Raw genomic sequence first — 25,110 nt, forward strand, 5'->3', positions numbered from 1 at the left:
CGCCCGCGCGCGGCTCCGGGCGGCGGGTTCAGTCGATGAGCATCCCGGCACGCCGCATCGCCGCCGTGATGTTCTCGAAATCGATGGCGACGTGAGCACGCGCCAGTTCCTCGGCGTCATCGCCGCGGCCTTCGGCAATGGCGTCGACGAGCGTCGTGTGCTCACCCAGCGCGCGCAGTTCCATCTGCCGCATCGTCACCGGCTCGCCCCACACGTGCGCCGGAGCGCCGATGCTGACCGATGCTTCCAGGTCGAGCAGCACCTGTTTGAGGACGGCGTTGTGGGCGGCATCCATGATCGCGAGGTGTAGGGCGCTGTCGGCTTGCTGGGCGGCCAATCCGCTGTCGGCCCGGCGGTAGTCGTCGAGACACTGCCGCAGCACGTCGATGTCGCCCGCGGTGCGGGATTCCGCCGCGGCCCGGCTCACCGCACCGTGAACGCGGCAGATCGCGTCACACCGGTCGCGAATCTCGTCGACCCGCATCCGCAAGGTGCGGACCACCGCTTCCGTCGACGAGTCAGGCCATTGCTGCAACACATACGAGCCACCGCCACGGCCCCGCCGCGTCTCCACCAGACCGCGGTCCACCAGTCGGGCGAGTGCCGCGCGTACCGTCATCCGGCCGACTCGCAGCGACGCCGCCAGTTCGCGTTCGGCGGGCAGCCGGGCATCGGGCAGGTATTCGCCGATGGCGATGGCGGTCACCAGCCGGTCGGTGATCTCGTCGACCCGAGTGGACGACTCGAGCTCACGGTCGAGTAGGCCGGGGGCATCCACACCGTGGAGATGTGTCATCGCCGGCTCCCTTCCTGTCGCCACACAGAGTATCGACACGGATTGTTAAATCTCGATTAATGGTCTTGTGATGAGACCATTAATGAAACATGCTGGCCGACATGCCGACCACCAGCCACCATGTGCCGTTCCGCGACTACGAGACCTGGGTCCAGGTGACCACGCCGTCGTCGCCGGAGCCGGGAGCACTTCCGCTGTTCGTGCTGCACGGCGGGCCGGGCATGGCACACAACTACGTACGCAACATCGCCGAACTGGCCGCCGAAACGGGCCGCACGGTGATCCATTACGACCAGATCGGCTGCGGCAACAGCACTCACCTGCCCGATGCGCCCGCCGCGTTCTGGACGCCAGCGCTCTTCGTCGAGGAATTCCACACCGTCCGCGATGCCCTGGGCATCGACGAGTACCACCTGCTGGGCCAGTCCTGGGGCGGCATGCTGGGCGCGGAGATCGCAGTGCGCCGACCGTCGGGGCTCGCATCGCTCGTCATCTGCAACTCCCCCGCGTCGATGGAACTCTGGATGGCCGGCTGCGCACAGCTGCGCACGCAATTGCCACCGGACACCCAAGCCGCACTGACCCGGCATGAGGACGCGGGGACGGTCGACGATCCTGAGTACCTGGCCGCGACCGACGAGTTCTACGCGCGCCACCTGTGCCGCGTCGTACCCATGCCACAGGATCTCGTCGACACCATCGCGCAGATGGAGGCGGAACCCACCGTCTATCACACGATGAACGGGCCCAACGAGTTTCACGTCATGGGCACGTTGGGCGCATGGAGCATCATCGACCGGCTGCCCGCGATCAACGCGCCCACACTGATCGTCGCCGGCGAGTTCGACGAGGCCACCCCCGACTCCTGGCAGCCGTTCCTCGACCACATCCCCGGTGCCGTCGGGCACGTCTTCCCCGGCACCAGTCACTGCTCGCACCTCGAGAAGCCAACGGAATTCCGCGCTTTCGTCGCCGCGTTCCTCGCCAACCACGACGCCAACCACGATCTGGCCACCGACGCCCTGGTCTGACCCCATCCGCTCGACCCGATAGGACTGCCATGGCAACCACCACCCGCCTCACCACCGGCGAAGGCCAACGCGCCCTCGAATCATTCGGCTACAAACAGGAACTCAATCGTTCCGTCTCGACCGTCGACCTCGTCGTCTACGGGCTGGTGTTCATGGTGCCGATCGCACCCTGGACCATCTTCGGCGTCGTGTACAACAGCGCCGGCGGCATGGTGCCACTGGTTTACCTCATCGGCCTGATCGCGATGGTGTTCACGGCGACGGCGTATGCGCAGATGGCCAAGTCGTTCCCGCTCGCCGGATCGGTGTTCTCGTATGTCGGCCGCGGAATCCATCCCGGCGCAGGCTTTTTCGCGGGATGGGCGATCCTCCTGGATTACCTGCTGATCCCGACGCTGCTGTACGTACTGGCCGCCGAATCGATGATCGGCCTCTTCCCCGGGACGCCGCGATGGCTGTGGGCGCTGGTGTTCGTCCTGGTCAACACCGTCATCAATCTGCTCGGCGTCGACTCGCTGAAGATGGCCAACCGGCTCTTCCTGGTGCTCGAGCTGGTCTTCCTCGCGATCTTCGTCGTCATCGCGGTGCGGGCCATCAACGGTGACTCGCTGCCGAATGTGCACTGGAGCACGACGCCGATCTGGAATCCGGACACCGTCAGCGCTCCGCTGATCGCCGCCGCACTGTCGATCGCCGTCCTGAGTTTCCTTGGCTTCGACGGTATTTCGACACTCGCCGAGGAATCCACCGGCACGCGCAATCCGGCCGGCAAAGCCATGGTCTGCGCGTTGTTCATCGTGGCGCTCCTGTTCATCGGCCAGACGTGGTTGGCCAGCCTGTTGGCTGGCGGCCGGGCATCATTCAGCGACGACGAGGCGGGCAACGCATTCTTCAAACTGGTCGAGGCAGCGTCCAGCACGGGGTGGATGAACGCATTCTTCGTCGTCAACGTGCTCGCCGTGGGATTCGCCAACGCGATGGCCGCGCAGGCCGCGACCAGCCGGCTGCTGTTCTCGATGAGCCGGGACCGACAGCTACCCGCTTTCCTGTCCAATGTCAGCTCACGCAAGGTGCCGTACGCCGCGATCCTGTTGGTCAGCGCGATCAGCGTGGTCCTCGTGCTGTTCTTCGTCGGCCAGATCGCGCTGATCTCGTCACTGGTGAACTTCGGCGCGCTGTTCGCCTTCTGCCTGCTGCACGTATCGGTGGTCTGGTACTACCTGGGCCGCAAGAAGTCGCGGAACTATCTGCTACACCTCGTGGTGCCGACGCTGGGCTTCCTGATCATCGGCTATGTGCTGTTCAACGCGGATTCGCTGGCCAAGATCGGCGGCATCGTGTGGCTGGGCATCGGCGCGGTGGTGTTCCTGGTCAACAAGCTGCGCGGCCGCGGCGTGCCGACGCTCGGTGACGAACCGCAACTGGAGGTGGCCGGTTAGCACCCGGCATTAGAGTCGGATGATGCTCGGCCATCTCGGCATCAACGTGCCCGATCTCGGGGCGGCGAAGAATTACTACGACGAATTCATGCCATTGGTAGGTTTCGAGCCTTTCATTGCCGCCGACGACGAGTTCGCCTTTCGCCCGGCCGGCGGCAAACCTGGCACCTACCTGTTTTTCTATCCGACCGCAGCGCCCGGTGATCACTCGCGACATCGCACCGGGCTGCAACACCTCGCTTTTATGGTCAAGACGCGATCCGCGGTCGAGCGCGTCCACGAGTTCGTGCAGCGAACCGGCGGCGAGGTGCTGCATCCACCGCAGTCGTTCCCGCAATATCCGCCGCCCTACTTCGCCATGTTCTGGCTGGACCCGTTCGGCATCATGCTGGAAGCGGTGTGCCATCACGACGCGCAGTGATCAGGTTCGCGTGGGGACGCGGGTCGAATCAGCTTGGGGCCGTGGCAATTACCGCCCCTTTTGAATTTTCGATATTCAGTCGGATTGCCGCTAAAAAGCTGTGAACCGGCACACTACTACCGGCAATAGAGACTCCGGAGTGCCCTTCTTATTTTTTATCGTTACACTTCCGGCCGAACACCCCCGATAAAGGAGATCATTCGTGGCCGAACGCATTGTCGTCCAACTTGTTGACGATATTAACGGCACTGAAATCACCGACGACACGGGTGAGCGGATTAACTTCTCGGTACGTGGGGTTGATTACCAGATCGATCTTTCCGCTGCGAACGTGGCGAAGTTCGAGAAGGCGCTGGCACCGTATCTGGACGCCGCGACCCGCGTCGGCGGCCGTCGCACCCGGACCCAGAAAGTCGCCGAGCCGAGCACTCGGGCCCCCAAGAGCGGCACGGCGCGCCGCCGTGGCAAGAAGGCCGCGTCCTCGAAGGAGCAGCTCGCCGCGATCCGCGAGTGGGCACAGGAGAACGGCTACGACGTCGCGGCCCGCGGCCGCATCAAGGCAGACATCGTCGAGGCGTACCACGCCGCGAACTAGCCGGCGCTAGACCCGTCGTCGCAACTCGGTCACCAGATCCCCGCGATCCCCGACCGTCACGTCGTCGACGCCGAGCCACGTCGCCATCGATCTGAGTTCCGGCACCAGGGCCGCGGCCACCCGCGCGCGGTCCTGGCCGTCCTCGGCGAACGCGCCCACGACATTCAAGGAGTCGGCGGTGCGTTTCAGGTCGACCCGCCCCACCAACTGGCCGTCGAGCAGGAAAGGCCAGACGTAGTAACCGAATTGGCGCTTCGGGGCCGGGGTGTAGATCTCGATCCGGTAGTGGAAGCCGAACAGCCGCTCGACTCGGGGCCGGAAGAAGATCAGCGGGTCGAACGGGCACAGCAGTGCGGTGCCCCGGTCCGCGCGAGGCACTTTCTGCCCGGCGCGCAGGTAGGCCGGAACCCCGTCGATCGTGACGGGTTCCAGCTCTCCGGAGGCCACCAGCGCCGCCAACGCGGGTTTCGCCTGGCGGGCGCCCAGCCGGAAGTAGTCGCGGATGTCGGCCTCGGTCCCCACGCCCAGCGCCCCGGCCGCCTTGAGCACCAACTGCCGGACCGCCTCGTCGTCCGAGACCTCCCGGGCCAGCACCTCCGCCGGCAGCACCCGCTCGACCAGGTCATAGTGCCGCGCGAATCCGGCCCGGGTGGCGGTGGTGAGCACGCCCGACGACCACAGCGCCTCTGCGACCCACTTGGTGTCACTGCGCCCCCACCAGGGCCCTTTGGCGCCGCGAGGTTCGGCCTCGAGGTGGGCCTCGATCTGTCCGGCAGTCGACGGCCCGAGTTCGGCAACAGCGGCGACGATCTTCTCGGCCAGCTCACCGTTGCGCTTGACGATCTCGGTGCCCCAGCGGCCGTGGGTGTACTCACGCATGCGCCAGCGCAGCAGCGGCCAGTCGTCGACCGGCAACAACGCCGCTTCGTGCGCCCAGTACTCGATGAATTGCCGCGGCGACCGGGCACTGTGGCTCCACGCCAGCGCGTCGAGCGCGTCCCGATCGTAGGGGCCGAGCCGGCTGAACACCGGCGCGTAGTGCGCCCGTACACAGACCGATACCGAATCCAATTGCAGCACTTGTATTCTGGACATCAAACGCTTCAGGTGCGCCCGGGTTACCGCCCCGGACGGCTTGGGTTCGTGAAGGCCCTGGGCGGCGACGGCGATGCGACGGGCCTGGACCATGGTGAGTGCTGCCACAGTCACATCGTGGCGCAGGCCACCGACAAACTCGCGCATGGTTCTGCAACGTTGTCGGCCGAACCGCCTACCATTCCTGCGGCACACCCTGTATTGGGGCTTCGGCTGTTCCCGGCCGGCCCTGACGGAAAGGACCAGCAGTGAGCTACAACGCTGCGGACATCACCGAACTCGACGATGTTCAGCACACCCGCCTGCGCCCGGCGGTCAACCTGGGCCTGGATGTGCTCAACACCGCTCTGCGCGAGCTGGTGGACAACGCGGTCGAGGAGGTCGCCGACCCCAGCCACGGCGGCTCCACCGTCACCATCACCCTGCATGCCGACGGCTCGGTGAGCGTCGCCGACGACGGCCGCGGCCTGCCCATCGACTCCGACCCCGTGACCGGCAAGAACGGCATCGTCAAGACCCTCGGGACCGCGCGCGCCGGCGGCAAGTTCTCCGCCCACAGCGATGCCACCAGCACCGGCGCCGGCCTGAACGGCATCGGCGCCGCGGCCGCGGTGTTCATCTCGGCCCGCACCGACGTCACCGTGCGCCGCGCCGGCAAGACCTACCTGCAGAGCTTCGGCCACGGCTACCCCGGCACATTCGAGGGCAAGGAATTCGACCCGAACGCCGAGTTCACCCGCGCCGACACCCAGAAGCTGCGCGGCACCGGCAACCGCAAACCCGACGCGCACGGCACCACCGTCCGGATCCTGTTCGACCAGGCCGTCGTGCCGGACGCCACCGTCGACATCGGTGAGGTCCTGCTGCGCGCCCACGCCGCGGCCCGCATGTGCCCCGGCGTACACCTGACCGTCGTCGACGAGGGCTGGCCCGGCGAAGACGTCCCGCCCGCATTGCTGCAGCCCTTCAACGGCCCGTGGGGCACCGAGGCGCTCCTGGAGCTCATGTGCACGTCGGCGGGCACTCCCCTGCCCACGGTGCGCGCGGTGGTCGAAGGCCGCGGTGAATACACCACCGGCCGCGGCCCCACCCCGTTCCGGTGGTCGCTGACGGCCGGTCCGGCCGAGCCGACCACGGTGGCCGCGTTCTGCAACACCGTGCGCACCCCCGGCGGCGGGTCGCACCTGACCGCCGCCATCAAGGGGCTGTCGGAGGCCCTGGCCGACCGCGCGTCCCGCATTCGCGACCTGGGCCTGGCCAAGGGCGAGGACGGACCCGAGCCACAGGACTTCGCCGCGGTCACGGCGCTGGCCGTCGACACCCGTGCGCCCGACGTGGGCTGGGACTCGCAGGCCAAGACCGCCGTCTCGTCGCGCTCGCTGAACGTCGCGATGGCCCCCGATGTGACGCGCAGTGTCAACGTGTGGGCGGCGAACCCCGCCAACGCCGACACGGTGACGCTGTGGACGCAGCTGGCGCTGGAGTCGGCCCGGGCGCGCCGCAGCGCCGAGGGCGCCAAGGCGCGGTCCCGCGCAGCGTCGAAAGCCAAGGGGCTGGGCACGAACCTGTCGCTGCCGCCGAAGCTGCTGCCCAGCCGGGAGACCGGCCGCGGGTCGGGCGCCGAACTGTTCCTGTGCGAGGGCGACTCGGCGCTGGGCACCATCAAGGCGGCCCGCGACGCGACGTTCCAGGCGGCCTTCCCGCTGAAAGGCAAGCCGCCCAACGTCTATGGCTTCACCGTCAACAAGGCGCGGGTCAAGGACGAGTTCGATTCCATCGAGCGCATACTGGGTTGCGGCGTGCGCGACAACTGCGACCCGGAGCAGTGCCGCTACGACCGGATCCTGTTCGCCTCCGACGCCGACCCCGACGGCGGCAACATCAACTCGAGCCTGATCTCGATGTTCCTGGACTTCTACCGCCCGCTCGTCGCGGCCGGCATGGTCTACGTGACGCTGCCGCCGCTGTTCGTGGTGAAGGACGGTCAAGAGCGCATCTACTGTCAGGACGAGTCCGAGCGCGACACCGCCGTCGCCGAGTTGAAGGCGCGCTCGAAACGCCGGGTGGAAGTCCAGCGCAACAAGGGTCTCGGTGAGATGGATGCCGACGACTTCTGGAACACCGTGCTGGATCCGCAGCGGCGCACCGTGATTCGCGTGCACCTCGACGACGCCGAGAAGAAGCTGCACCACACCCTGTTCGGCGGGCCGCCCGAGGGCCGGCGCACGTGGATGGCCGAGGTGGCCGCCGTCGTCGACACCCTTGCGCTGGACCTGGACTAGAAGGACGCGATCGTGACCTCCCCACTGGACCTTCCCGAACAGAATCCGGACCTGGTGCTCGACCAGAGCGCCGACGACTACTGGAACCACTACCAGCTGACGTTCGCGCTCTACAGCGTCAGCGACCGCGCCATCCCGTCGGCGTTCGACGGCCTCAAGCCGGGCCAGCGCCGGCTGCTGTACCAGATGCACGACTCGAAACTGCTGCCCGGCAACAAGCCGCAGAAGTCCTCGAAGGTCTGCTCGGCCGTCACCGGCAACCTGCACCCACACGGCGGCGCGTCGATGTACGGCGCCGCGGCGCTGATGGCCGCCGAGTTCCAGCGCGTGAAAGTCATTGACGGACAGGGCGCTTTCCCGCGCATCCAAGGTGACATTCCCGCCGCCGACCGGTACACCGAGATGCGGCTGTCGGCCCCCGGCGCGGCGCTGACCGCCGAACTCGACGACCACGCGGTGCCCATGGTGCCCACGTTCGACGGCGAGTGGATCGAACCCACGATGCTGCCGGCCCAGTGGCCGGTGCTCCTCTGCAACGGCGCCGTCGGCATCGCCGAAGGCTGGGCCACCAAGGTCCCCGCGCACAATCCGCGCGAGATCATGGCGGCCTGTCGCGCGCTGCTGAAGACCCCGAACATGACCGACGACCGGCTCGCCAAGCTCATTCCCGGCCCGGACTGGGGCTGCGGGGCGACGGTGGTCGGCACGGCCGGGTTGCGCGAGTACCTCACCACCGGCCGCGGTGCGCTCACGGTGCGCGGCACCCTGTCGATCGACGGCAAGAACGTCGTCATCACCGAACTGCCGCCCGGTGTCGCGAGTAACACTGTGCAGGACCGGATTCGGGCGCTCGTCGAGTCCGGCGAGCTGGCCGGTGTGGCCGACATGTCCGACCTCACCGACCGCCGGAACGGGCTGCGCATCGTCGTCACCGCCAAACGCGGGCACGCCGCCGAGACCATCCGCGACCAGCTGCTCGCGCTGACTCCGCTGGAGTCGACGTTCGCCGCCAGCCTGGTGGCGCTCGACGAGGACCGCGTGCCGCGCTGGTGGACGGTGCGCGAGCTGATCGGCGCGTTCCTGCACCTGCGCGACTCGGTAGTGCTGCACCGCAGCCAGTACCGGCTCGAGAAGGTCACCGCCCGTAGGCATCTGGTGGCCGGCTTGATGAAGATCCACCTGGACATCGACGCCGCCGTCGCGGTCATCCGCGGCTCCGACACCGTCGACGACGCCCGCCGGGGGCTGCAGGAACGGTTCAGCATCGACGAGGAGCAGGCCAACTACGTTCTGGCCCTGCAGCTTCGGCGGCTGACGAAGCTCGACGTCATCGAGCTGCAGGCCGAGGCGGACAAGCTCGACGCGGAGTTCGCGGAGCTCACCGAGCTGGTGTCGAACCCGGACGCCCGCCGCGTGGTGATCGACAACGAACTGAAGGAGACGGCGAAGCTGTTCGCCGGGCCCGAATTCGACCGCCGGACGGTCCTGGACTTCGAGGGCACCCCGACGGCGTCGAGCTCCGACGACGACGGCCCGCGGGAGAAGAAGGTCAACGCCAACTGGCGCCTTGACGATCGCGGCGTGTTCTCCGACACTCACGGCGACCTGCTCTCCGCCGGGCTGGGCTGGGCGGTGTGGACCGATGGCCGCATCAAGTTCACGAACGGCAACGGCCTGCCGTCCAAGACCCGCGACATCCCGGTCGCCCCGGACATCACCGGGCTGCTGCGCTCGGGTGTGCTGACGCCGGGCTACCACCTGGCGCTGGTGACGCGGCGCGGCAAGATTCTGCGCATCGACCCGGCGGCGGTGAACCCGCAGGGCGCGGCTGGCAATGGCGTGGCCGGTGTGAAGCTGGCGGGCGACGGCGACGAAGTGATTGCCGCGCTGCCGATCACGTGCGGCAACGGCGAAGCGATCCTATCGACCTCTGAAAAGGGTTGGAAGGTAACCGAAGTCGCCGACATCCCGGTCAAGGGCCGCGGCGGCGCCGGTGTCGGTTTCCATCCGTTCGTGGCGGGCGAGGACGCGCTGCTGTCGGCGGCGGTCTCCCCCACCGGGTTCGTGCGCAACGGCAAGGCGGTGCGCGCCGAGAAGCGCGCGAAGTCGTCGGTGAAGGGCACCGGTTCGGACGTGTCGCCCGCGGAGGCGTGACCCGCGGGGTTCACGTGAACGGGTCAGGTGATCGATACCAATTCGTGGACCGAGTCAATCGGCAGATCGGCATCAGTCGCGGCGGTGACCGCGACGCGGTTCAGGTTGATGGCACCGTTGTGATTGTCCAAGAAGGCGATATCAGCGGCATCGCGCCCGGTGGCGATGCGCACCATGGATTGTCGTGGCGCCAGCCCGGTTGCGTCGACGACACGCCATTGTCCGTCGACGAGCGCCTCGGCGACGGTGTGGAAGTCCATGGGAACACACCCGGGCGCATATACAGCCACCAGGCGAGCCGGGACTTTCACGGCGCGCAGTAGCGCTACGACCAAGTGGGCGTAGTCCCGGCAGACCCCCCTGCCGGCCAGCAGGGTGTCGACGGCGCCGTCGATGGGATCACTGGAGCCGGGAACGTAGTTGAGCCGGTACCCGACCCAGTAGGAGATTTTCTCCAACAGGGTTGCGGCGTCTGAATACTGGCCGAATTCGGCTGCGGCGAAGCCGTAGAGCCTGTCCGCTTCTGCGTACCGGCTGGGCCGCAGGTACATCGTCTTGTCGTATTCCGTGACCGAAGCCGCGTCGCTGCGCCCGTCGATCGTCGCCGAGTAGTGGACGCTCAGGTTGCCCGGGGCTGAATCGAAGGTATGAATACGGGTTCCATGTGCCCCGGATACCTCGTGGGGAATTACCGCGTTGCCGTTCAACATGAAGGACAACGACTCGACGACCGTGGCGCCGGGGTGCGGGGCGACCGCGATCTGAAACTCGAGCGTGGTCGGTTCGGTCACGTCGACGTTGAGTTCGGCGCTCACGAGTCGCTTCATGCGACAGATGATGCCAGCACGAGCGACGGTCGGCAGGCTACTGCCGACGCCGGTAGCTGCAGAAGCGGTAGCGCAGGCCGGTCTTGCTGGTCTGCCACTGCCCTGACGTCACCGTCCAGGAGTCGTCCAACGTCGGCGCGAAGGCGTCACCGTCCGGCACGTCGACGTCGATCTCGGTGACCTCGCACAGCGTCGCCGACGGCAGCGCCAGCGCGTACAGCTGCGCCCCGCCCATCACCCAGCCGTCGACCTCGGCAGGCAATGCCGTCACGACCTCGGCGCCCTCGGCGATATAGCCCGCGTCCCGGCTGACCACGACGTTGCGGCGGCCGGGCAGCGGCCGGAACCGCGGCGGCAGCGACTCCCAGGTGAGTCGGCCCATCACCACGGTGGAGCCCAGCGTCAGCTCTTTGAAATGCGCCATGTCCTCGGGCAGCTGCCACGGAATGTCGTTGTCGCGGCCGATGACGCCGCCATTGGCCTGGGCCCAGATCAGCTTCACCGCGCCGTTCCTCCGCGTGTCGCAGTCGGCGTGTCGGCTCTCCTGTGGCACTTGCGAATTGAACCGGTCAACTTTCCTTGACGGGTCAGGGAAAGTTGACCGGTCCAGATCGAACATGTCACCAGAGCTCCGGGCCCCACGGCGTCAGACCGCAACGGGCGCCTTGATGGCCGGGTGCGGGTCGTAGTTGACGATCGCGATGTCCTCGTACTGGTAGTCGAAGATCGAATCACGCGGCGCGAGAACAAGTTCCGGGTACGGCCGGGGCTCGCGGGACAGCTGCAACTGCACCTGCTCGACGTGGTTGTCGTAAATGTGGCAGTCGCCACCGGTCCAGACGAAGTCACCGACCTCGAGGCCCGCCTGCGCGGCCATCATGTGGGTCAGCAGTGCGTAGGAGGCGATGTTGAACGGCACGCCGAGGAACAGGTCAGCGCTTCGCTGGTACAGCTGGCAGCTCAGCTTGCCGTCGGCGACGTAGAACTGGAACAGCGCGTGGCACGGCGGCAGCGCCATCTGGGCGATCTCGCCGACGTTCCACGCCGACACGATGTTGCGGCGCGAATCCGGGTTGGTCTTCAGCATCTCGAGTGCGGCGCTGATCTGGTCGACATGCTCGCCGGACGGCGTCGGCCACGACCGCCACTGGACGCCGTACACCGGCCCGAGTTCGCCTGTCTCCGAGGCCCATTCGTCCCAGATGGTGACGCCGCGCTCCTGCAGCCACCGCACGTTCGAGTCGCCGCGCAGGAACCACAGCAGTTCGTAGATCACCGACTTGGTGTGCACCTTCTTGGTGGTCAGCAACGGGAAACCCGCGGCCAGGTCGTAGCGCAGCTGATGGCCGAAGAGGCTCCGGGTGCCGGTCCCCGTGCGATCCGATTTGGGCGTGCCCTGTTCCAGCACGAGGCGCAGCAGGTCTTCATAGGGAGTCGGCACAGCCACACTGCCAGCTTACGTTCTGGGCCGAGGAGTAGAACGTAATGGGCGAGCGAAGCGACGGGAAGAGGACCAAGCCATGCCAATTGCAAAGGACACCATCACCACCGCCGACGGCAGCTGTGCCGTCACCGTCGCCACTCCCGAAGGCACCGGCCCCTGGCCCGCGGTCGTCATGTACCCCGACGCGGGCGGCCCCCGGCAGACCTTCGACGACATGGCGGCACAACTCGCCGGGCTGGGCTACGTGGTGCTGGTGCCGGACATCTACTACCGCGAGGCCGGCTGGGCACCGTTCGATATGGCCACCGCGTTCTCCGACGAGAACGAGCGCGCGCGGCTGTTCGGGATGATGCGCAACGTCACACAGGACGTCATGGTCGCCGACGCCGGCGCCTTCTTCGATTACCTGGCGGCCCGGCCCGATGTGGCGGGCGAGAGCTTCGGCACCACCGGCTACTGCATGGGCGGCCGCACGTCGTTCGTCGTCGCCGGCAAGCTGCCCGACCGCGTCGCCGCGGCGATGTCGTTCCACGGCGGTGGACTGGTCACCGATACCGACGACAGCCCGCACCTGCGCGCCGACCGGATCAGCGCCGTCGTCTACGTCGGCGCCGCCGAGAATGACGGGTCCTTCACCGCCGAGCAGGGCGAGACTCTGGACCGCGCACTCACCGACGCCGGCGTCGAGCACACCGTCGAGTTCTACCCGGCCGCGCACGGCTTCGCGGTGCCCGACAACGCCGGCGCCTACGACGAAGCCGCGGCGAAGCGGCACTGGGATGCGATGCAGCGGGTGTTCGGCGCGGCGCTGAAGTAACCCCCGGGGCGGGGGCTGCTCCCGCTGTGCGGGACGATTGACGGGTGTATGACCAGACCAGCACCTATGAACCTGATGCCAACGAGCACGGAGCCCGACTGGACCCGGTACTCGCGCGCAGCTGGCTGCTGGTCAACGGATCGCAGTTCGACCGCTTCTCGCCGGCGACGCGCTCCAGCGCCGACATCGTCATCATCGACATCGAGGACGCGGTAGCGCCCAAGGACAAGGACTCCGCCCGCGACAACGCGGCGCGTTGGCTCGGCGACGGCAACACCGACTGGGTGCGCGTCAACGGCTTCGGTACCCCGTGGTGGGCCGACGATCTGGAGATGCTGTCGAAGACCTCTGTCGGCGGCATCATGCTGGCGATGGTCGAGTCCGTCGACCATGTCACCGAGACCGCCAAGCGGCTGCCCAACGTGCCGATCGTCGCGCTGGTGGAGACCGCCCGCGGGCTCGAGCGCATCACCGAGATCGCGTCGGCCAAGGGCACGTTCCGGCTGGCGTTCGGTATCGGTGACTTCCGCCGCGACACCGGCTTCGGCGACAACCCGGCGACGCTGGCCTACGCCCGTTCTCGGTTCACCATCGCCGCCAAGGCCGCGCACCTGCCGGGCGCCATCGACGGCCCGACCATCGGTTCCAGCTCGCGCAAGCTCAGCGAAGCCACCGCGGTGTCTCTCGAGTTCGGCATGACCGGCAAGATCTGTCTGACCCCGGAGCAGTGCGGGACGGTCAACGAGGGCCTGTCCCCGTCACTCGACGAGATCGCTTGGGCGCAGGAGTTTTTCGCGGAGTTCGAGCGCGACGGCGGCGAAATCCGCAACGGCTCGGACCTGCCGCGTATCGCGCGCGCCAACAAGATTCTCGATCTGGCGAAGGCGTACGGCATTCACCCGTCGATGTTCGGCGACGACCCCGACCACGTGTCGGCGCCGTCGGACACCTACCACTACTGAGCGGCGTCCCCGGCCTTCTTGTTCCGGCGCAGCACTGACGAGAACGCCCGGACGATGCCGCGCAGCGCGTACCAGCCGGATAGCGCGGTGAACACGATCAGCGCGATGAACATCGGCAGCCAGCCGGTGCGCGAGTGCTTGAGGTTCCACCAGATGATGCAGAACAGCACCGCCATGATGAAGACGAGGATGTCGCGCAGCCGGCCCTCGCGGTTGAACGCGTAGCCGATCGCCGACGACTTGAGCTGGCGGCTGCGGTCGACGGCTGCGATCACCTCGTCGATCCGCATGTCGATGGTGCGTTGCAGCTCGGCGCGACGCTCGGTCTGCTCGGCCGGGATGCGGTCCAGCAGGTCCATGTCGGCCTTGATCGCGGCGCGCACGTCCGGTGGCTTCAGGTTGCCCGCGACGGCCCCGAGCAGCGCGCCTCCGGCCAACGGCGCGGCGCCCAGCGCCAGGTCCGCGATTCCCATGTCGGCTCCTCACTGATCGACGCAAACGTCAATCACCATACGGCGTTTTCACATTTGATCCTGAATCCAGGGCGCATTTGTTCGAGTGCGGTGCGCCGTCACGTCAGGGTCAATGGTTCTGGGCACAGAAACCGAGTTGACCGTGCATCCTCGACCTACACGTTCCGCCGCCAATGCCTGAGTTTCGAGACGGGGTAGCCGAATGAGCGAAGGTCAGGACTTGCCACCGATCCCTGCCGAATTCGAGCAGTTCACGCCCCGCACCGCCCGCGTGCTGGTCCGCGAGGGCTATCGCTGCCTCGCCGACGTGCAGGCGGCCAGCGACGACGAACTCCTGAAGCTGCGTAACTTCGGTTACCTCAGCCTCGCCGAAGTGCGGGCGGCGGGCCAATGACGTAGACCTCGATCTGACTCAGCCCATCAACGTCGCCGCGACCGTCGCGCCCAGGTTCCAGCAGGCCTCCACGTCGACCTTGCTGGGCTTGCCCGAAACCACCACGTAGTCAGCCGCTTTCACCCACCCCAGACCTGTGGTGATGGAGGTGACGGCCCGCTCGGCGCCTTCGGTGCCCTCGTTGCCGTGCAGCCACAGACCGAACGGCCGGCCACGTGTCGCGTCGAGGCACGGGTAGTAGATCTGGTCGAACGCGTGCTTCAAGGCGCCCGACATGTAGCCCAGGTTCGCCGGCGAGCCCAGCAGGTAGCCGTCGGCCTCCAGGACGTCGGCGGCCGACAGCGTGAGCGCCGGACGGCGCACGACGTCGACGCCCTCGATCTCGGGATCGGTGGCTCCGGCGAGCACCGCCTCGAGCATCTCCTGACAGTGCGGAGACGGAGTGTGGTGCACGACAAGGAGTTTCATCGCGATGCTTGTTCCAGCCGGACGGCCTTGCGGATGGTCTCGCGGGCCCGGGTCCGGTCCCCCGCGTAGTCGTAGGCCCGCGCCAGCCGGTACCAGCCGCGCCAATCGTCGGGGCTGGCCTCCACCTCGTCACGCACCGACTCGAACAACGCGTCGGCGGCGTCGCGTTCGATGCGGCCCGACGGGCGCTTGGGCAGGTCGCTGACGTCGAGCTCGACGCCCTCCTCGTGGGCCAGCCGGGCCAGCCGCTGGTGCGCGAAACCGGCGCGCAGCGTGGCGACCATGGCCCACAGACCGATCAGCGGCAACACGAAGATGCCGATGCCGAGCCCGATCGCCGCGGCCTCCCCCGACTGCATGAGGATGACGCCGGAGCGCCCGAGCATCACGAAGTACACCACCAACGCGACGCACAGGAATGCGACGACCAGTTGAATGCGGAGTACCTGCGAGCTCGGTTTCGTCATCACCGGCCCGTCACAGCCCCATCAGTTTTTCGATGCCGATGGTCAGCCCGGGGTACTTGGCCGCCTCGCGGACACCGAGCAGCACGCCGGGCACGAAGGACGTGCGGTCGATGCTGTCGTGCCGGATGGTCAGCGTCTCGCCCTGCGTGCCGAACAGCACTTCCTGGTGCGCCACCAGACCGCGCAGCCGCACCGAGTGCACGGGGATGCCGTCGACGTCGGCGCCGCGCGCGCCCTCCAGACCGGTGCTGGTGGCATCGGGGTTGGGCGGCAAGCCTTTTCGCGCCTCGGCGATCAGCTGAGCGGTGCGGGTAGCGGTGCCCGACGGGGCGTCGGCCTTCTGCGGGTGGTGCAGCTCGACGACCTCGGCCGACTCGAAGAACGGGGCGGCCAGCTTGGCGAAGTGCATGGACAGCACCGCACCGATCGCGAAGTTCGGGGCGATGAGCACCGCGACGCCGGGCTTCGCGGCCACCCACTCGCGAACCTGGTCGAGGCGTTCCGCGGTGAAGCCCGTGGTCCCGACGACGGCGTGAATGCCGTTGTCGATGAGGAACTTCAGGTTGTTCATCACCACGTCGGGGTGCGTGAAGTCGACGACGACCTCGGTACCGCTGTCGGTGAACAGGCTGAGCTCGTCACCGGCGTCGACGCCGACGGTGAACGTCAGATCGTCAGCGGCTTCCACACCGTCGACGATGGTCGCACCGACTTTGCCCTTGGCACCCAGAACTCCGACTCGCATGAGGTCAACCCTAGCGGCCCCCTACTATCAGCCCCATGCGCGGCGCCAAGATCCTCATCACCGGAGTCACCGGCCAGGTGGCCACCCCGATCGCCACCGCCCTGGCGGCCGACAACGAGGTGTGGGGCGTCGCCCGGTTCAACAACCCGCAGGCCCGGCAGCACCTGGAGCAGGCCGGCGTCCGGTGCGCGGCGCTCAACCTGGCGGTCGGTGACTTCGACGCCCTGCCAACCGATTTCGACTATGTCGTCAACCTCGCGGTGGCCAAGACCGGCCGGTGGGACAAGGACCTCGCGGCCAACGCCGAGTCGGTGGGTCTGCTGATGGCGCACTGTCGCGAGGCCAAGGCGTTCCTGCACACGTCGTCGGCCGCGGTGTACGACCCACCCGGCGACGAGCCGCGCGCCGAGTCGGCGGCGCTGGGCGACAACCACAAGCACCTCTTCCCCACCTACTCGATCTCCAAGATCGCCGGCGAGACGGTCGTGCGCACCATGTCCCGCGCGCTGGGTCTGCCGGCCACCATCGCCCGGTTCAACGTGCCCTACGGCGACAACGGCGGCTGGCCGTACTACCAGATGGAGATGATCCTGGCCGGGATCCCGATCCAGGTGCCGCCGGGCGGGCCGGCGCAGTACAACCCGATTCACGAAGACGACATCCTGGCCACCCTGCCCAAGCTGCTGGACGTAGCATCGGTGCCCGCCACGACCGTGAACTGGTGCGGCGATCAGACCGTCAGCCTGCAGGACTGGTGCACCTACATCGGCGAACTGGTCGGCCGCGAGCCGGTGTTCACCGAGGACCCGAACGCGCTACGCGGCGGCCCGACCGACACCACCCGCATGCACGAGCTGATCGGCGGCACGTCGGTCGACTGGCGCGACGGCATCCGCCGGCTGGTGACCAAGTTCCACCCGGAGCTGATCGGCGCTTAGCCTCCCGCAGGCGCGAAGTAGTGACCGGCCTTGAGGTCTTCGAGCAGGGTCGGCTGTACGGGCTCCCAGCCGAGCAGGGCCCGCGTGCGAGCACTCGAGGTCGGGTTGTCCAGCGCGGCAAAGCCCGCGAGAAAACCGAACTGCGCCGCGGCTTCGTCCGCGGGAATCGGTTGCACCGGCACGCCCAACCCGTCGCCGATCGCCTGCGCGATGTCACGGAAGGCGATGCCCTGTTCAGCCGCTCCGTGCAACACCGAACCGGCGGGCGCCGACTCCACCGCGAGCCGGTAGAGCCGCGCGGCGTCGACGGTGTGCACTGCCGGCCATCGGTTCGAGCCGTCACCCTGATACCCGGATCGTCCTGCCGCACGGGCGAATTCGATGAGACTGGGGATGAAGCCGTGGTGATCGGTGTCGCCGTGCACCGTCGGGGCGAGCCGGACGACTGATGACCGCACGCCCCGGTCGGCCAGCGCGAGCGTGGCCCGTTCCGATGCGCCCCGCGGCGCGTCCCTGTTCACGTCGGTGTCCTCGGTGCCGAGCCGGCCCGCCTCACCGAAGGCCAGCATGAGGGTGCCCGAGGTGTTCACGAACGGCTTGCCAGAGCCCGCCAGGGCCTCGCCCATGGCCTCGACGGCGCGCAGGTCCAACTGGAGCGAGTCGGCGTAATTGGCGAAGTCGTGTTTGAAGGCCAGATGGATGACGCCGTCCGAGTCGGCGGCCGCGGCAGCGAGCCCGTCCGGGTCATCCAGACTGCCGCGGTGCACCTGCGCCCCCGCGGCGGCGACGGCGGCGGCCGAGGCGTCGGATCTGGCGAGTCCGGTGACCTGATGACCGGCTTCCAGCAGGTCGCGGACGACGACCGATCCGATGTGTCCGCTGGCGCCGGTGACGAATATGCGCATGGTTTCAACTCCTCAACTGATGTCAGTCCATGACATCACCGAACGTACACCTGATGTCAGCTACTGTCATCAGTCGTGGTGACAGTCACTGACATCGCCTACAATCCGCCCGTGGGCCGATGGGAACCGAACGCGCAGGGCCGCCTGGAACAGGCCGCTCTGGAGCTGTACCTGGAGCAGGGCTTCGACGAGACGACGGTCGCCGAGATCGCCGCGCGCGCCGGCCTCACGGAGCGCACGTTCTTCCGGCACTTCACCGACAAGCGCGAGGTGCTGTTCCGGGGCCGCGAACTCGCCGACGCGCTCGAGGCAGCCATCGACGACGCCCCCGCGTCCGCCGCGCCACTCGACGCCGTCAGCGCGGCGCTGGAATCAGTGTCGGATTTCTTCGCCGAGCGCCGCCCGCACGCGCGCCGACGCCAGACGGTGATCAATGCCAACCCCAGCCTGCAGGAGCGCGAACTCATCAAGCTCGCGTCATTGGCAACGAGCATCGCCGACGCGCTGCGCCGCCGCGGCGTCGCCGATCCCGCGGCCGGCCTGGTCGCCGAGACCGGTATCGCGGTATTCAAGGTGGCGTTCGACCAGTGGCTCACCGATCCGGCCGACCGCAGCCTCGCCGAGCACATCCGCGAGGCCCTCGCCGAACTCAAGGCCGCGACCCAATCCTGAACCGCGGCAACCGGTTACAGCGGGGATGCGCCGCGCAGATGCTCGAAGATCAGGGACGTCTGGGTGCCGGCCACATCGGCGTCGGCGTTGAGGTGCTCGACCACGAACGCACGCAGATGTGGGGTGTCGCGTGCGGCGACGTGCAGGATGAAGTCGTCGGCGCCGGCCAGGAAGTAGACGTCCATCACCTGCGGCAGCCGCCGCATGTGGGCGATGAAGTCGCGAATGCGCGCCCGGGCCCCTGACTGCAGGCTCACCGAGATCATCGCCTGCAGGCCCAGGCCGATGGCTGCCGGATCGATGTCGGCATGGAAACCGCGGATCACCCCGAGCTGCTGTAACCGGCGGACCCGGCCGTGACAGGTCGATGCGGCGATGCCGACCAGCTCCGCCAACGCGCTGTTGGGCATGCGTGCGTCGGCATGTAGCGCGGTCACGATCTGCCGGTCGACGTCGTCGAGTTCGACGGGCTGAACATCCTTCGGCTGGGCCCCCTCCTGGAGCGTCGAATTCGAAGATCGTTCACTAGCAGGTGCCATATCGAGAATTATAGTCACAGATATTGCAGGTCAGTCGACGTTTATTCACACTTAGGGCATCACCTGATCCGCCCTGAGGAGAACCCCAGATGCACGTCGGCATCCCGACCGAAATCAAGAACAACGAGTACCGGGTGGCCATCACCCCGGCCGGTGTCGCCGAACTGATCAAGCACGGCCATGAGGTGCTGATCCAGGCCGGGGCCGGCGAAGGATCCGCGATCACGGACAACGACTTCAAGGCCGCCGGCGCACAGATCGTCACCACGGCGGACCAGGTGTGGGCCGAGGCCGACCTGCTCCTGAAGGTCAAGGAGCCCATCGCGGCCGAGTACCACCGCATGCGCAAGGGCCAGACCCTGTTCACCTACCTGCACCTGGCCGCTTCACGTGAATGCACTGACGCACTGCTGGCGTCGGGCACCACCTCGATCGCCTACGAAACCGTTCAGACTGCCGACGGCCGCCTGCCCCTGCTCGCCCCGATGAGCGAAGTGGCAGGCCGGCTGTCGGCCCAGGTCGGCGCCTACCACCTGATGCGCAGCCACGGCGGCCGCGGCGTCCTGATGGGCGGCGTGCCCGGCGTCGCCCCCGCCAACGTCGTCGTCATCGGCGGTGGCACCGCGGGCTTCCACGCGGCACAGATCGCCAGCGGCATGGGCGCGCAGGTCACCGTCTTCGACGTCAACCTGGACACCTTGCGCCGGATCGACGCCGAGTTCAACGGCCGAATCCACACCCGCTACTCCTCGAGCCTGGACCTGGAGGACGCTGTAAAGCAGGCCGACCTGGTGATCGGCGCGGTGCTGGTCCCCGGCGCCAAGGCACCCAAGCTCGTCACCAATTCGACTGTGGCCCAAATGAAGTCGGGTTCAGTGCTGGTCGACATCGCGATCGATCAGGGCGGCTGCTTCGAGGACTCGAAGCCCACCACACACGACGACCCAACCTTCGCCGTGCACGACTCGGTCTTCTACTGCGTGGCCAACATGCCCGGCGCCGTGCCGCGCACCTCGACCTACGCACTGACCAATGCCACGCTGCCGTACGTGCTCAAGCTCGCCGACCAGGGCTGGCAGGCGGCCTGCCGGAACGACGCCGCACTGGCCAAGGGCCTGTCCACGCACGACGGCGAGCTGCTGTGCAGCCAGGTCGCCGCGGACCTCGACATTCCGCTCGGCCGCGTCGCCCTGTAAACCCCGAACCCGATACCCATCGCCCGGTCAGCGCAGCGTCGCGCTGGCCGGGCGATGACTTTTCCGAGCCCGGCACTGCCATACTTGACAGGTGTCAAGTATTGTCGTGACCATGCTCTTGCAGGAACTGCTGCCCGCCCCGCCGACCACGACGGCAGAGGCCCTCGAGATCTTCGATGCCGCGCCGGCCGTCGAGCCCGACTTCATGATCGGCACGTGGCACGGGGCGGAAGTCCCCACCGGGCATCCGATGGACGGGCTGCTGGAAGCCAGCGGCTGGTGGGGCAAGCAGTTCGTCGACGCCGAGACCGTCCACCCGCTGCTGTTTCCCGACGCCACGGGCAAAACGCTGTGGCCGCTCAACCCGGTGCTGGCATTCTCCGGCGCCGGACTGGCGAACAAGCTGCCCCTGCACCGACTTCCAGTAGCCAGGGCCATCGCCGCACTACGCCCGATACTGCAGGCCCGCTCGGCCAAGGCGCGGCTGCGCACCACGCGCTACCGCGGAGTCGACACCGCGACAATGGTTTACGACCAGCTGCCCATCAACGACGTGTTCCGCAAGCTGACCGACGACGCCGTCCTGGGCGCCATGGATCTCCGCGGCGAGACGCAGCCGTACTTCTTCGTCCTGCGCCGGGAAGGGTGATTTGTGCACGAAAATCCGCGGTCCGCGCGGATTTTCGTGCACAAATCGCTAGTCGATGGCGCGCAGCTGCTTCGGCAGTGAGCGCTTGGACCGGTGCGGGCCCAGTACCGCGGCGCCGAAGGGCCGTGTCAGCAGTTCGCGCGCAACAGCATTGACCTCTTCGAGGGTGACCGCGTCGATCGACGCGAGCGTGTCCGAGATCGACTTGTGGTTGCCGTAGTTCAGCTCGGCGCGGCCGATGCGGTGCATCCGGGAACCGGAATCCTCGAGCCCGAGCACCAGACCGCCGCGCATCGAGCCCTTGGCGATGCGCAATTCGTCGGCGGTGATGCCTTCGCGCGCAACGTCTTCCAGCACGTCGGTCGTGACGCGGACGACCTCGTCGAAGCGGTCAGGCAGGCACGCCGAGTACACCGACAGCGCACCGGCATCGGAGAACGTGTCGATCGTGGAGTACACCGAGTAGGCCAGTCCGCGGTTCTCCCGGATCTGCTGGAACAGCCGCGAACTCAGCCCGCCGCCGAGCGCGGTGTTGAGTACCGACAACGCCCAGCGGTGCTCCCAGTTGCGGCCCGGCGTGCGCACGCCCAGGTACATGTGGGCCTGCTCCGAGTCACGCTTGACGAACTGCAGCGTCGGGGTGCCCGGCACCCGGCCGGCGCCCTTACGCGGCGGCACGGGCTTGCGGCCGCGCACCAGGTGCGGCCGAAAGTGCTTGCGCACCATGGACACAACTTCGTCGTGGTCGACGTTGCCGGCGACCGCGACCACCATCCGGTCCGGGGTGTACCGGCGGACGTGGAACGAGTGCAGCTGGTTGCGGGTCATCGACGCGATGGATTCGACGCTGCCGATCACCGGACGACCCACCGGGTGCGTACCGAACATGGAGCCGAGGAAGACATCCGCGAGGGTGTCCTCGGGATCGTCGTCGCGCATGGCGATCTCTTCGAGCACCACGTCACGTTCCAGCTCGACATCGCTTGCGGCACAACGGCCGTTGAGTACGACGTCCGAGACCAGGTCGATGGCCAGCCCGAGATCGCTGTCCAGCACGTGGGCGTAGTAGCAGGTGTGCTCGCGCGCGGTGAAGGCGTTCAGCTCACCGCCGACCGCGTCCATCGACTGGGCGATCTCGACAGCGGTGCGCGTCGGGGTCGACTTGAACAGCAGGTGTTCCAGGAAGTGCGCGGCGCCGGCGACGCTGGGGCCCTCGTCGCGTGAACCGACGTTGACCCACACACCGATCGATGCCGAGTGCACGTGCGGCAGGTGTTCCGTGACGACCCGCAGCCCACCGGGGAGATTGGTCTTGCGCACAGCGGCCGGGGCCTGCAGCGATGTCGCTGTAGGACCCCGGCCGTTGCGCAGTGTGGGATTAGGAGTTTGCAGGCGCGGCATCTGCCGGTGCAGTCTCCGATTCGGCGGGAGCGGAGTCGGCTGGCGTCGCGGAGGCGCCTGCGTCATCTCCCTCGTCCACCAGGATCAGCGAGATCTTCTGACCCTTGCCACGGTTGTCGGCGGAGATGTCCGCGATCTCCACGCGCAGCTTGTCGCCGACGTTCACGACGTCCTCGACCTTCGCGACGCGCTTGCCCTTACCGAGCTTGGAGATGTGCACCAGACCGTCACGGCCCGGCAGCAGCGAGACGAACGCACCGAAGTCCGTCGTCTTCACCACGGTGCCGAGGAACCGCTCACCGATCTTGGGCAGCTGCGGGTTGGCGATGGCGTTGATCTTGTCGATCGCCGCCTGCGCCGCCTCACCGTTCGAGGCGCCGACGAACACGGTGCCGTCGTCCTCGATGGAGATGTTCGCACCGGTCTCCTCGGTGATCTGGTTGATCACCTTGCCCTTGGGCCCGATCACCTCACCGATCTTGTCGACCGGCACCTTGATGGTGGTGATGCGCGGCGCGTACGGGCTCATCTCGTCCGGCTCGTCGATGGCCTCGGCCATCACGTCCAGGATGGTCAGACGCGCGTCCTTGGCCTGGGCCAGGGCACCGGCCAGCACCTTGGACGGGATGCCGTCCAGCTTGGTGTCCAGCTGCAGGGCGGTGACGAAGTCCTTCGTGCCGGCGACCTTGAAGTCCATGTCGCCGAAGGCATCTTCGGCGCCCAGGATGTCGGTCAGGGCGACGTAGCGGGTCTCGCCGTCGACCTCGTCGGACACCAGGCCCATGGCGATACCGGCGACCGGGGCCTTCAGCGGCACACCGGCGTTCAGCAGCGCCAGGGTGGAGGCACAGACCGAACCCATCGAGGTGGAACCGTTGGAGCCCAACGCTTCCGAGACCTGACGGATGGCGTACGGGAACTCCTCGACGCTCGGCAGCACCGGCATCAGGGCCCGCTCGGCGAGCGCGCCGTGGCCGATTTCGCGACGCTTGGGCGAGCCCACGCGGCCGGTCTCACCGGTCGAGTACGGCGGGAAGTTGTAGTGGTGCATGTAGCGCTTGGTGGTCTCGGGACCGAGCGAGTCGATCTGCTGAGCCATCTTGATCATGTCCAGCGTGGTGACACCCATGATCTGGGTCTCGCCGCGCTCGAACAGCGCGCTGCCGTGCGCCCGCGGGATCACGGCGACCTCGGCGCTCAGGGCGCGGATGTCGGTGATGCCACGGCCGTCGATGCGGAAGTGGTCGGTCAGGATGCGCTGGCGAACCAGCTTCTTGGTCAGCGAGCGGAACGCCGCGCCGATCTCCTTCTCGCGGCCGGCGTAGGTCTCGGCGAGGCGGGAAAGCACCTCGACCTTGATCTCGTCGGTGCGCTCTTCGCGCTCCTGCTTGCCGGCGATGGTCAGCGCCTGCGACAGCGCGTCGGTCGCCACGGCGGCGACGGCCTGGAAGGCGTCGTCGGCGTAATCGGGGAACAGCGGGAATTCGCCGGTCTCCTTGGCAGCAGCCTCGGCCAGCTCGGCCTGGGCGGTGCACAGCGCGGCGATGAACGGCTTGGCGGCCTCCAGGCCCTCGGCCACGACGGCCTCGGTGGGGGCACCGGCGCCACCGGCGATCAGGTCGATCACGTTGTCGGTGGCCTCGGCCTCGACCATCATGATCGCGACGTCACCCTCGACCTTGCGGCCGGCGACGACCATGTCGAAGACAGCCTTCTCGAGCTGCTCGATGGTCGGGAACGCAACCCACTGACCCTCGATCAGCGCGACGCGGACGCCACCGACCGGGCCGGAGAACGGCAGGCCGGAGATCTGGGTGGACGCCGACGCGGCGTTGATGGCCACGACGTCGTACAGGTCCTTGGGGTCCAGGCTCAGCACGGTGACGACGACCTGGATCTCGTTGCGCAGACCCGAGACGAACGACGGGCGCAGCGGCCGGTCGATCAGGCGGCAGGTCAGGATCGCGTCGGTGGAGGGGCGGCCCTCACGACGGAAGAACGAGCCGGGGATACGGCCGGCGGCGTACATCCGCTCCTCGACGTCGATCGTCAAGGGGAAGAAGTCGAAGTGGTCCTTGGGGCTCTTGCTCGCCGTAGTGGCCGACAGGAGCATGGTCTCGTCGTCCAGGTAGGCGACGACGGAACCGGCGGCCTGACGTGCGAGGCGGCCGGTCTCGAAGCGGATGGTGCGGGTGCCGAAGCTCCCGTTGTCGATGACGGCGGTCGACTCGAAAATGCCGTCTTCAATTTCAACTGCAGACATGTATGTCGCAATTACCTCTCTCGGGCCCGCCCTATGCGGGATTCCGTATTTTCTGGTTCCTCTTTGTTACAGCTGTCGCATCGTCACACGCGCGCATCCAGAAAACCCGAAAACCATCCCGCTAACTGCTGACGGCC

26 protein-coding genes are annotated in these 25,110 nt (G+C 67.5%); 13 read left to right on the forward strand and 13 right to left on the reverse strand.

Going from position 1 to position 25,110, the window contains the following annotated elements; translation table 11 throughout:
• Nucleotides 1-28: 28 nt before the first annotated feature.
• Nucleotides 29-796: a FadR/GntR family transcriptional regulator gene (locus BR47_RS0100995; protein WP_029118312.1), complete on the reverse strand. Its 768-nt coding sequence runs from the start codon at nt 794-796 to the stop codon at nt 29-31.
• Nucleotides 797-897: 101 nt separating this feature from the next.
• Between BR47_RS0100995 and BR47_RS0101000 the strand changes: the two genes are divergently transcribed.
• The 4 genes from BR47_RS0101000 to BR47_RS0101015 all read left to right on the forward strand — a co-directional run bounded on the left by BR47_RS0101000 (nt 898) and on the right by BR47_RS0101015 (nt 4,282).
• The gene (locus tag BR47_RS0101000; RefSeq protein WP_231506628.1) at nt 898-1,827 is read left to right on the forward strand and encodes a proline iminopeptidase-family hydrolase; all 930 of its coding nucleotides are present in this window, start codon (nt 898-900) and stop codon (nt 1,825-1,827) included.
• 29 nt (nt 1,828-1,856) lie between these two features.
• The gene (locus BR47_RS0101005; RefSeq protein ID WP_029118314.1) at nt 1,857-3,266 is read left to right on the forward strand and encodes an APC family permease; all 1,410 of its coding nucleotides are present in this window, start codon (nt 1,857-1,859) and stop codon (nt 3,264-3,266) included.
• Between the two features lie 22 nt (nt 3,267-3,288).
• Nucleotides 3,289-3,687 carry a VOC family protein gene (locus BR47_RS0101010; protein ID WP_029118315.1) on the forward strand — a complete coding sequence of 133 codons (399 nt, stop codon included), beginning with the start codon at nt 3,289-3,291 and terminating at the stop codon, nt 3,685-3,687.
• Nucleotides 3,688-3,889: 202 nt separating this feature from the next.
• Nucleotides 3,890-4,282: a histone-like nucleoid-structuring protein Lsr2 gene (locus BR47_RS0101015; RefSeq protein ID WP_020101902.1), complete on the forward strand. Its 393-nt coding sequence runs from the start codon at nt 3,890-3,892 to the stop codon at nt 4,280-4,282.
• Between the two features lie 6 nt (nt 4,283-4,288).
• Here BR47_RS0101015 and BR47_RS0101020 read toward each other — a convergent pair whose 3' ends face one another.
• A complete protein-coding gene (locus tag BR47_RS0101020) occupies nt 4,289-5,485 on the reverse strand; it encodes a winged helix-turn-helix domain-containing protein (RefSeq protein ID WP_029118316.1) in 1,197 nt (398 codons plus the stop codon).
• A gap of 140 nt (nt 5,486-5,625) precedes the next feature.
• Between BR47_RS0101020 and BR47_RS0101025 the strand changes: the two genes are divergently transcribed.
• Together BR47_RS0101025 and BR47_RS0101030 are read left to right on the forward strand one after the other, a co-directional pair.
• Entirely contained in the window at nt 5,626-7,659 is a 2,034-nt protein-coding gene (locus BR47_RS0101025) for a toprim domain-containing protein (RefSeq protein ID WP_029118317.1), read from the forward strand.
• A 12-nt stretch (nt 7,660-7,671) separates the two neighbouring features.
• Nucleotides 7,672-9,813 carry a DNA gyrase subunit A gene (locus BR47_RS0101030; RefSeq protein ID WP_029118318.1) on the forward strand — a complete coding sequence of 714 codons (2,142 nt, stop codon included), beginning with the start codon at nt 7,672-7,674 and terminating at the stop codon, nt 9,811-9,813.
• Between the two features lie 23 nt (nt 9,814-9,836).
• Here BR47_RS0101030 and BR47_RS0101035 read toward each other — a convergent pair whose 3' ends face one another.
• The 3 genes from BR47_RS0101035 to BR47_RS0101045 form a co-directional block, all read right to left on the reverse strand.
• Nucleotides 9,837-10,640, reverse strand: coding sequence for a transglutaminase-like domain-containing protein (locus BR47_RS0101035; protein WP_020101906.1), 804 nt, complete (start codon nt 10,638-10,640; stop codon nt 9,837-9,839).
• Between the two features lie 37 nt (nt 10,641-10,677).
• A complete protein-coding gene (locus BR47_RS0101040) occupies nt 10,678-11,142 on the reverse strand; it encodes a dihydrofolate reductase (RefSeq protein ID WP_029118319.1) in 465 nt (154 codons plus the stop codon).
• A 144-nt stretch (nt 11,143-11,286) separates the two neighbouring features.
• On the reverse strand, nt 11,287-12,087 hold the full coding sequence (locus BR47_RS0101045) for a thymidylate synthase (protein WP_020101908.1): 801 nt from the start codon (nt 12,085-12,087) through the stop codon (nt 11,287-11,289).
• Between the two features lie 73 nt (nt 12,088-12,160).
• Between BR47_RS0101045 and BR47_RS0101050 the strand changes: the two genes are divergently transcribed.
• Nucleotides 12,161-12,901 (forward strand): dienelactone hydrolase family protein, encoded by a 741-nt coding sequence (locus BR47_RS0101050; RefSeq protein WP_029118320.1) that lies wholly within the window; start codon nt 12,161-12,163, stop codon nt 12,899-12,901.
• 44 nt (nt 12,902-12,945) lie between these two features.
• Complete coding sequence (locus BR47_RS0101055) at nt 12,946-13,863, forward strand: HpcH/HpaI aldolase/citrate lyase family protein (RefSeq protein WP_020101910.1); 918 nt, start codon at nt 12,946-12,948, stop codon at nt 13,861-13,863.
• Here the strand turns inward: BR47_RS0101055 and BR47_RS0101060 are convergent.
• A complete protein-coding gene (locus BR47_RS0101060) occupies nt 13,857-14,336 on the reverse strand; it encodes a hypothetical protein (RefSeq protein WP_029118321.1) in 480 nt (159 codons plus the stop codon). The two genes, BR47_RS0101055 and BR47_RS0101060, sit on opposite strands and share 7 nt — an antisense overlap.
• Nucleotides 14,337-14,538: 202 nt before the next feature.
• Here BR47_RS0101060 and BR47_RS0101065 point away from each other — a divergent pair, with 202 nt between their 5' ends.
• Nucleotides 14,539-14,730, forward strand: coding sequence for a DNA-directed RNA polymerase subunit alpha C-terminal domain-containing protein (locus BR47_RS0101065; protein ID WP_020101912.1), 192 nt, complete (start codon nt 14,539-14,541; stop codon nt 14,728-14,730).
• Between the two features lie 18 nt (nt 14,731-14,748).
• Here BR47_RS0101065 and BR47_RS0101070 read toward each other — a convergent pair whose 3' ends face one another.
• From BR47_RS0101070 to dapB, 3 genes are read right to left on the reverse strand one after another with little or no spacing between them, the layout of a single operon-like run.
• Nucleotides 14,749-15,198, reverse strand: coding sequence for a flavodoxin family protein (locus BR47_RS0101070; RefSeq protein ID WP_036426518.1), 450 nt, complete (start codon nt 15,196-15,198; stop codon nt 14,749-14,751).
• Nucleotides 15,195-15,665: a tetratricopeptide repeat protein gene (locus tag BR47_RS0101075; protein WP_020101914.1), complete on the reverse strand. Its 471-nt coding sequence runs from the start codon at nt 15,663-15,665 to the stop codon at nt 15,195-15,197. The genes BR47_RS0101070 and BR47_RS0101075 overlap by 4 nt, the downstream gene beginning before the upstream one ends.
• Before the next feature lie 10 nt (nt 15,666-15,675).
• Complete coding sequence (gene dapB, locus BR47_RS0101080) at nt 15,676-16,410, reverse strand: 4-hydroxy-tetrahydrodipicolinate reductase (RefSeq protein WP_020101915.1); 735 nt, start codon at nt 16,408-16,410, stop codon at nt 15,676-15,678.
• Between the two features lie 35 nt (nt 16,411-16,445).
• Between dapB and BR47_RS0101085 the strand changes: the two genes are divergently transcribed.
• On the forward strand, nt 16,446-17,348 hold the full coding sequence (locus tag BR47_RS0101085) for an NAD-dependent epimerase/dehydratase family protein (protein ID WP_029118323.1): 903 nt from the start codon (nt 16,446-16,448) through the stop codon (nt 17,346-17,348).
• Here BR47_RS0101085 and BR47_RS0101090 read toward each other — a convergent pair.
• Nucleotides 17,345-18,253, reverse strand: coding sequence for an SDR family oxidoreductase (locus tag BR47_RS0101090; RefSeq protein WP_029118324.1), 909 nt, complete (start codon nt 18,251-18,253; stop codon nt 17,345-17,347). The genes BR47_RS0101085 and BR47_RS0101090 overlap by 4 nt on opposite strands.
• A gap of 111 nt (nt 18,254-18,364) precedes the next feature.
• On the opposite strand from BR47_RS0101090, the gene BR47_RS0101095 reads away from it, so the two are divergent.
• Complete coding sequence (locus BR47_RS0101095) at nt 18,365-18,925, forward strand: TetR family transcriptional regulator (protein WP_029118325.1); 561 nt, start codon at nt 18,365-18,367, stop codon at nt 18,923-18,925.
• 14 nt (nt 18,926-18,939) lie between these two features.
• Here BR47_RS0101095 and aldR read toward each other — a convergent pair whose 3' ends face one another.
• On the reverse strand, nt 18,940-19,464 hold the full coding sequence (gene aldR, locus BR47_RS0101100; protein WP_036426522.1) for an HTH-type transcriptional regulator AldR: 525 nt from the start codon (nt 19,462-19,464) through the stop codon (nt 18,940-18,942).
• Between the two features lie 89 nt (nt 19,465-19,553).
• Here aldR and ald point away from each other — a divergent pair, with 89 nt between their 5' ends.
• Complete coding sequence (ald, locus tag BR47_RS0101105; protein WP_029118327.1) at nt 19,554-20,660, forward strand: alanine dehydrogenase; 1,107 nt, start codon at nt 19,554-19,556, stop codon at nt 20,658-20,660.
• A 112-nt stretch (nt 20,661-20,772) separates the two neighbouring features.
• Nucleotides 20,773-21,309, forward strand: coding sequence for a DUF4334 domain-containing protein (locus BR47_RS0101110; protein WP_029118328.1), 537 nt, complete (start codon nt 20,773-20,775; stop codon nt 21,307-21,309).
• A gap of 48 nt (nt 21,310-21,357) precedes the next feature.
• On the opposite strand, the gene BR47_RS0101115 is transcribed toward BR47_RS0101110, so the two are convergent.
• Together BR47_RS0101115 and BR47_RS0101120 are read right to left on the reverse strand one after the other, a co-directional pair.
• Nucleotides 21,358-22,710 (reverse strand): M16 family metallopeptidase, encoded by a 1,353-nt coding sequence (locus tag BR47_RS0101115; protein WP_081831161.1) that lies wholly within the window; start codon nt 22,708-22,710, stop codon nt 21,358-21,360.
• A complete protein-coding gene (locus BR47_RS0101120) occupies nt 22,688-24,973 on the reverse strand; it encodes a polyribonucleotide nucleotidyltransferase (RefSeq protein ID WP_020101923.1) in 2,286 nt (761 codons plus the stop codon). The genes BR47_RS0101115 and BR47_RS0101120 overlap by 23 nt, the downstream gene beginning before the upstream one ends.
• Nucleotides 24,974-25,110 lie beyond the last annotated feature (137 nt).

Source organism: Mycobacterium sp. UNC410CL29Cvi84, from assembly GCF_000686745.1.
In the GTDB taxonomy this organism is placed as follows: Bacteria; Actinomycetota; Actinomycetes; order Mycobacteriales; family Mycobacteriaceae; genus Mycobacterium; species Mycobacterium mucogenicum_B.

Excerpts from the sequence above, each read along its gene's own strand:
- BR47_RS0101060 (WP_029118321.1), bottom strand. The coding sequence starts at position 14,336 with ATGGGAATCGCGGACCTGGCGCTGGGCGCCGCGCCGTTGGCCGGAGGC.
- aldR (WP_036426522.1), bottom strand. The coding sequence starts at position 19,464 with ATGGCACCTGCTAGTGAACGATCTTCGAATTCGACGCTCCAGGAGGGG.
- BR47_RS0101085 (WP_029118323.1), top strand. The coding sequence starts at position 16,446 with ATGCGCGGCGCCAAGATCCTCATCACCGGAGTCACCGGCCAGGTGGCC.
- ald (WP_029118327.1), top strand. The coding sequence starts at position 19,554 with ATGCACGTCGGCATCCCGACCGAAATCAAGAACAACGAGTACCGGGTG.
- BR47_RS0101075 (WP_020101914.1), bottom strand. The coding sequence starts at position 15,665 with ATGACGAAACCGAGCTCGCAGGTACTCCGCATTCAACTGGTCGTCGCA.
- BR47_RS0101070 (WP_036426518.1), bottom strand. The coding sequence starts at position 15,198 with ATGAAACTCCTTGTCGTGCACCACACTCCGTCTCCGCACTGTCAGGAG.
- BR47_RS0101050 (WP_029118320.1), top strand. The coding sequence starts at position 12,161 with ATGCCAATTGCAAAGGACACCATCACCACCGCCGACGGCAGCTGTGCC.
- dapB (WP_020101915.1), bottom strand. The coding sequence starts at position 16,410 with ATGCGAGTCGGAGTTCTGGGTGCCAAGGGCAAAGTCGGTGCGACCATC.
- BR47_RS0101000 (WP_231506628.1), top strand. The coding sequence starts at position 898 with ATGCCGACCACCAGCCACCATGTGCCGTTCCGCGACTACGAGACCTGG.
- BR47_RS0101005 (WP_029118314.1), top strand. The coding sequence starts at position 1,857 with ATGGCAACCACCACCCGCCTCACCACCGGCGAAGGCCAACGCGCCCTC.
- BR47_RS0101065 (WP_020101912.1), top strand. The coding sequence starts at position 14,539 with ATGAGCGAAGGTCAGGACTTGCCACCGATCCCTGCCGAATTCGAGCAG.
- BR47_RS0101110 (WP_029118328.1), top strand. The coding sequence starts at position 20,773 with ATGCTCTTGCAGGAACTGCTGCCCGCCCCGCCGACCACGACGGCAGAG.
- BR47_RS0101120 (WP_020101923.1), bottom strand. The coding sequence starts at position 24,973 with ATGTCTGCAGTTGAAATTGAAGACGGCATTTTCGAGTCGACCGCCGTC.
- BR47_RS0101035 (WP_020101906.1), bottom strand. The coding sequence starts at position 10,640 with ATGAAGCGACTCGTGAGCGCCGAACTCAACGTCGACGTGACCGAACCG.
- BR47_RS0100995 (WP_029118312.1), bottom strand. The coding sequence starts at position 796 with ATGACACATCTCCACGGTGTGGATGCCCCCGGCCTACTCGACCGTGAG.
- BR47_RS0101090 (WP_029118324.1), bottom strand. The coding sequence starts at position 18,253 with ATGCGCATATTCGTCACCGGCGCCAGCGGACACATCGGATCGGTCGTC.
- BR47_RS0101115 (WP_081831161.1), bottom strand. The coding sequence starts at position 22,710 with ATGCCGCGCCTGCAAACTCCTAATCCCACACTGCGCAACGGCCGGGGT.
- BR47_RS0101010 (WP_029118315.1), top strand. The coding sequence starts at position 3,289 with ATGCTCGGCCATCTCGGCATCAACGTGCCCGATCTCGGGGCGGCGAAG.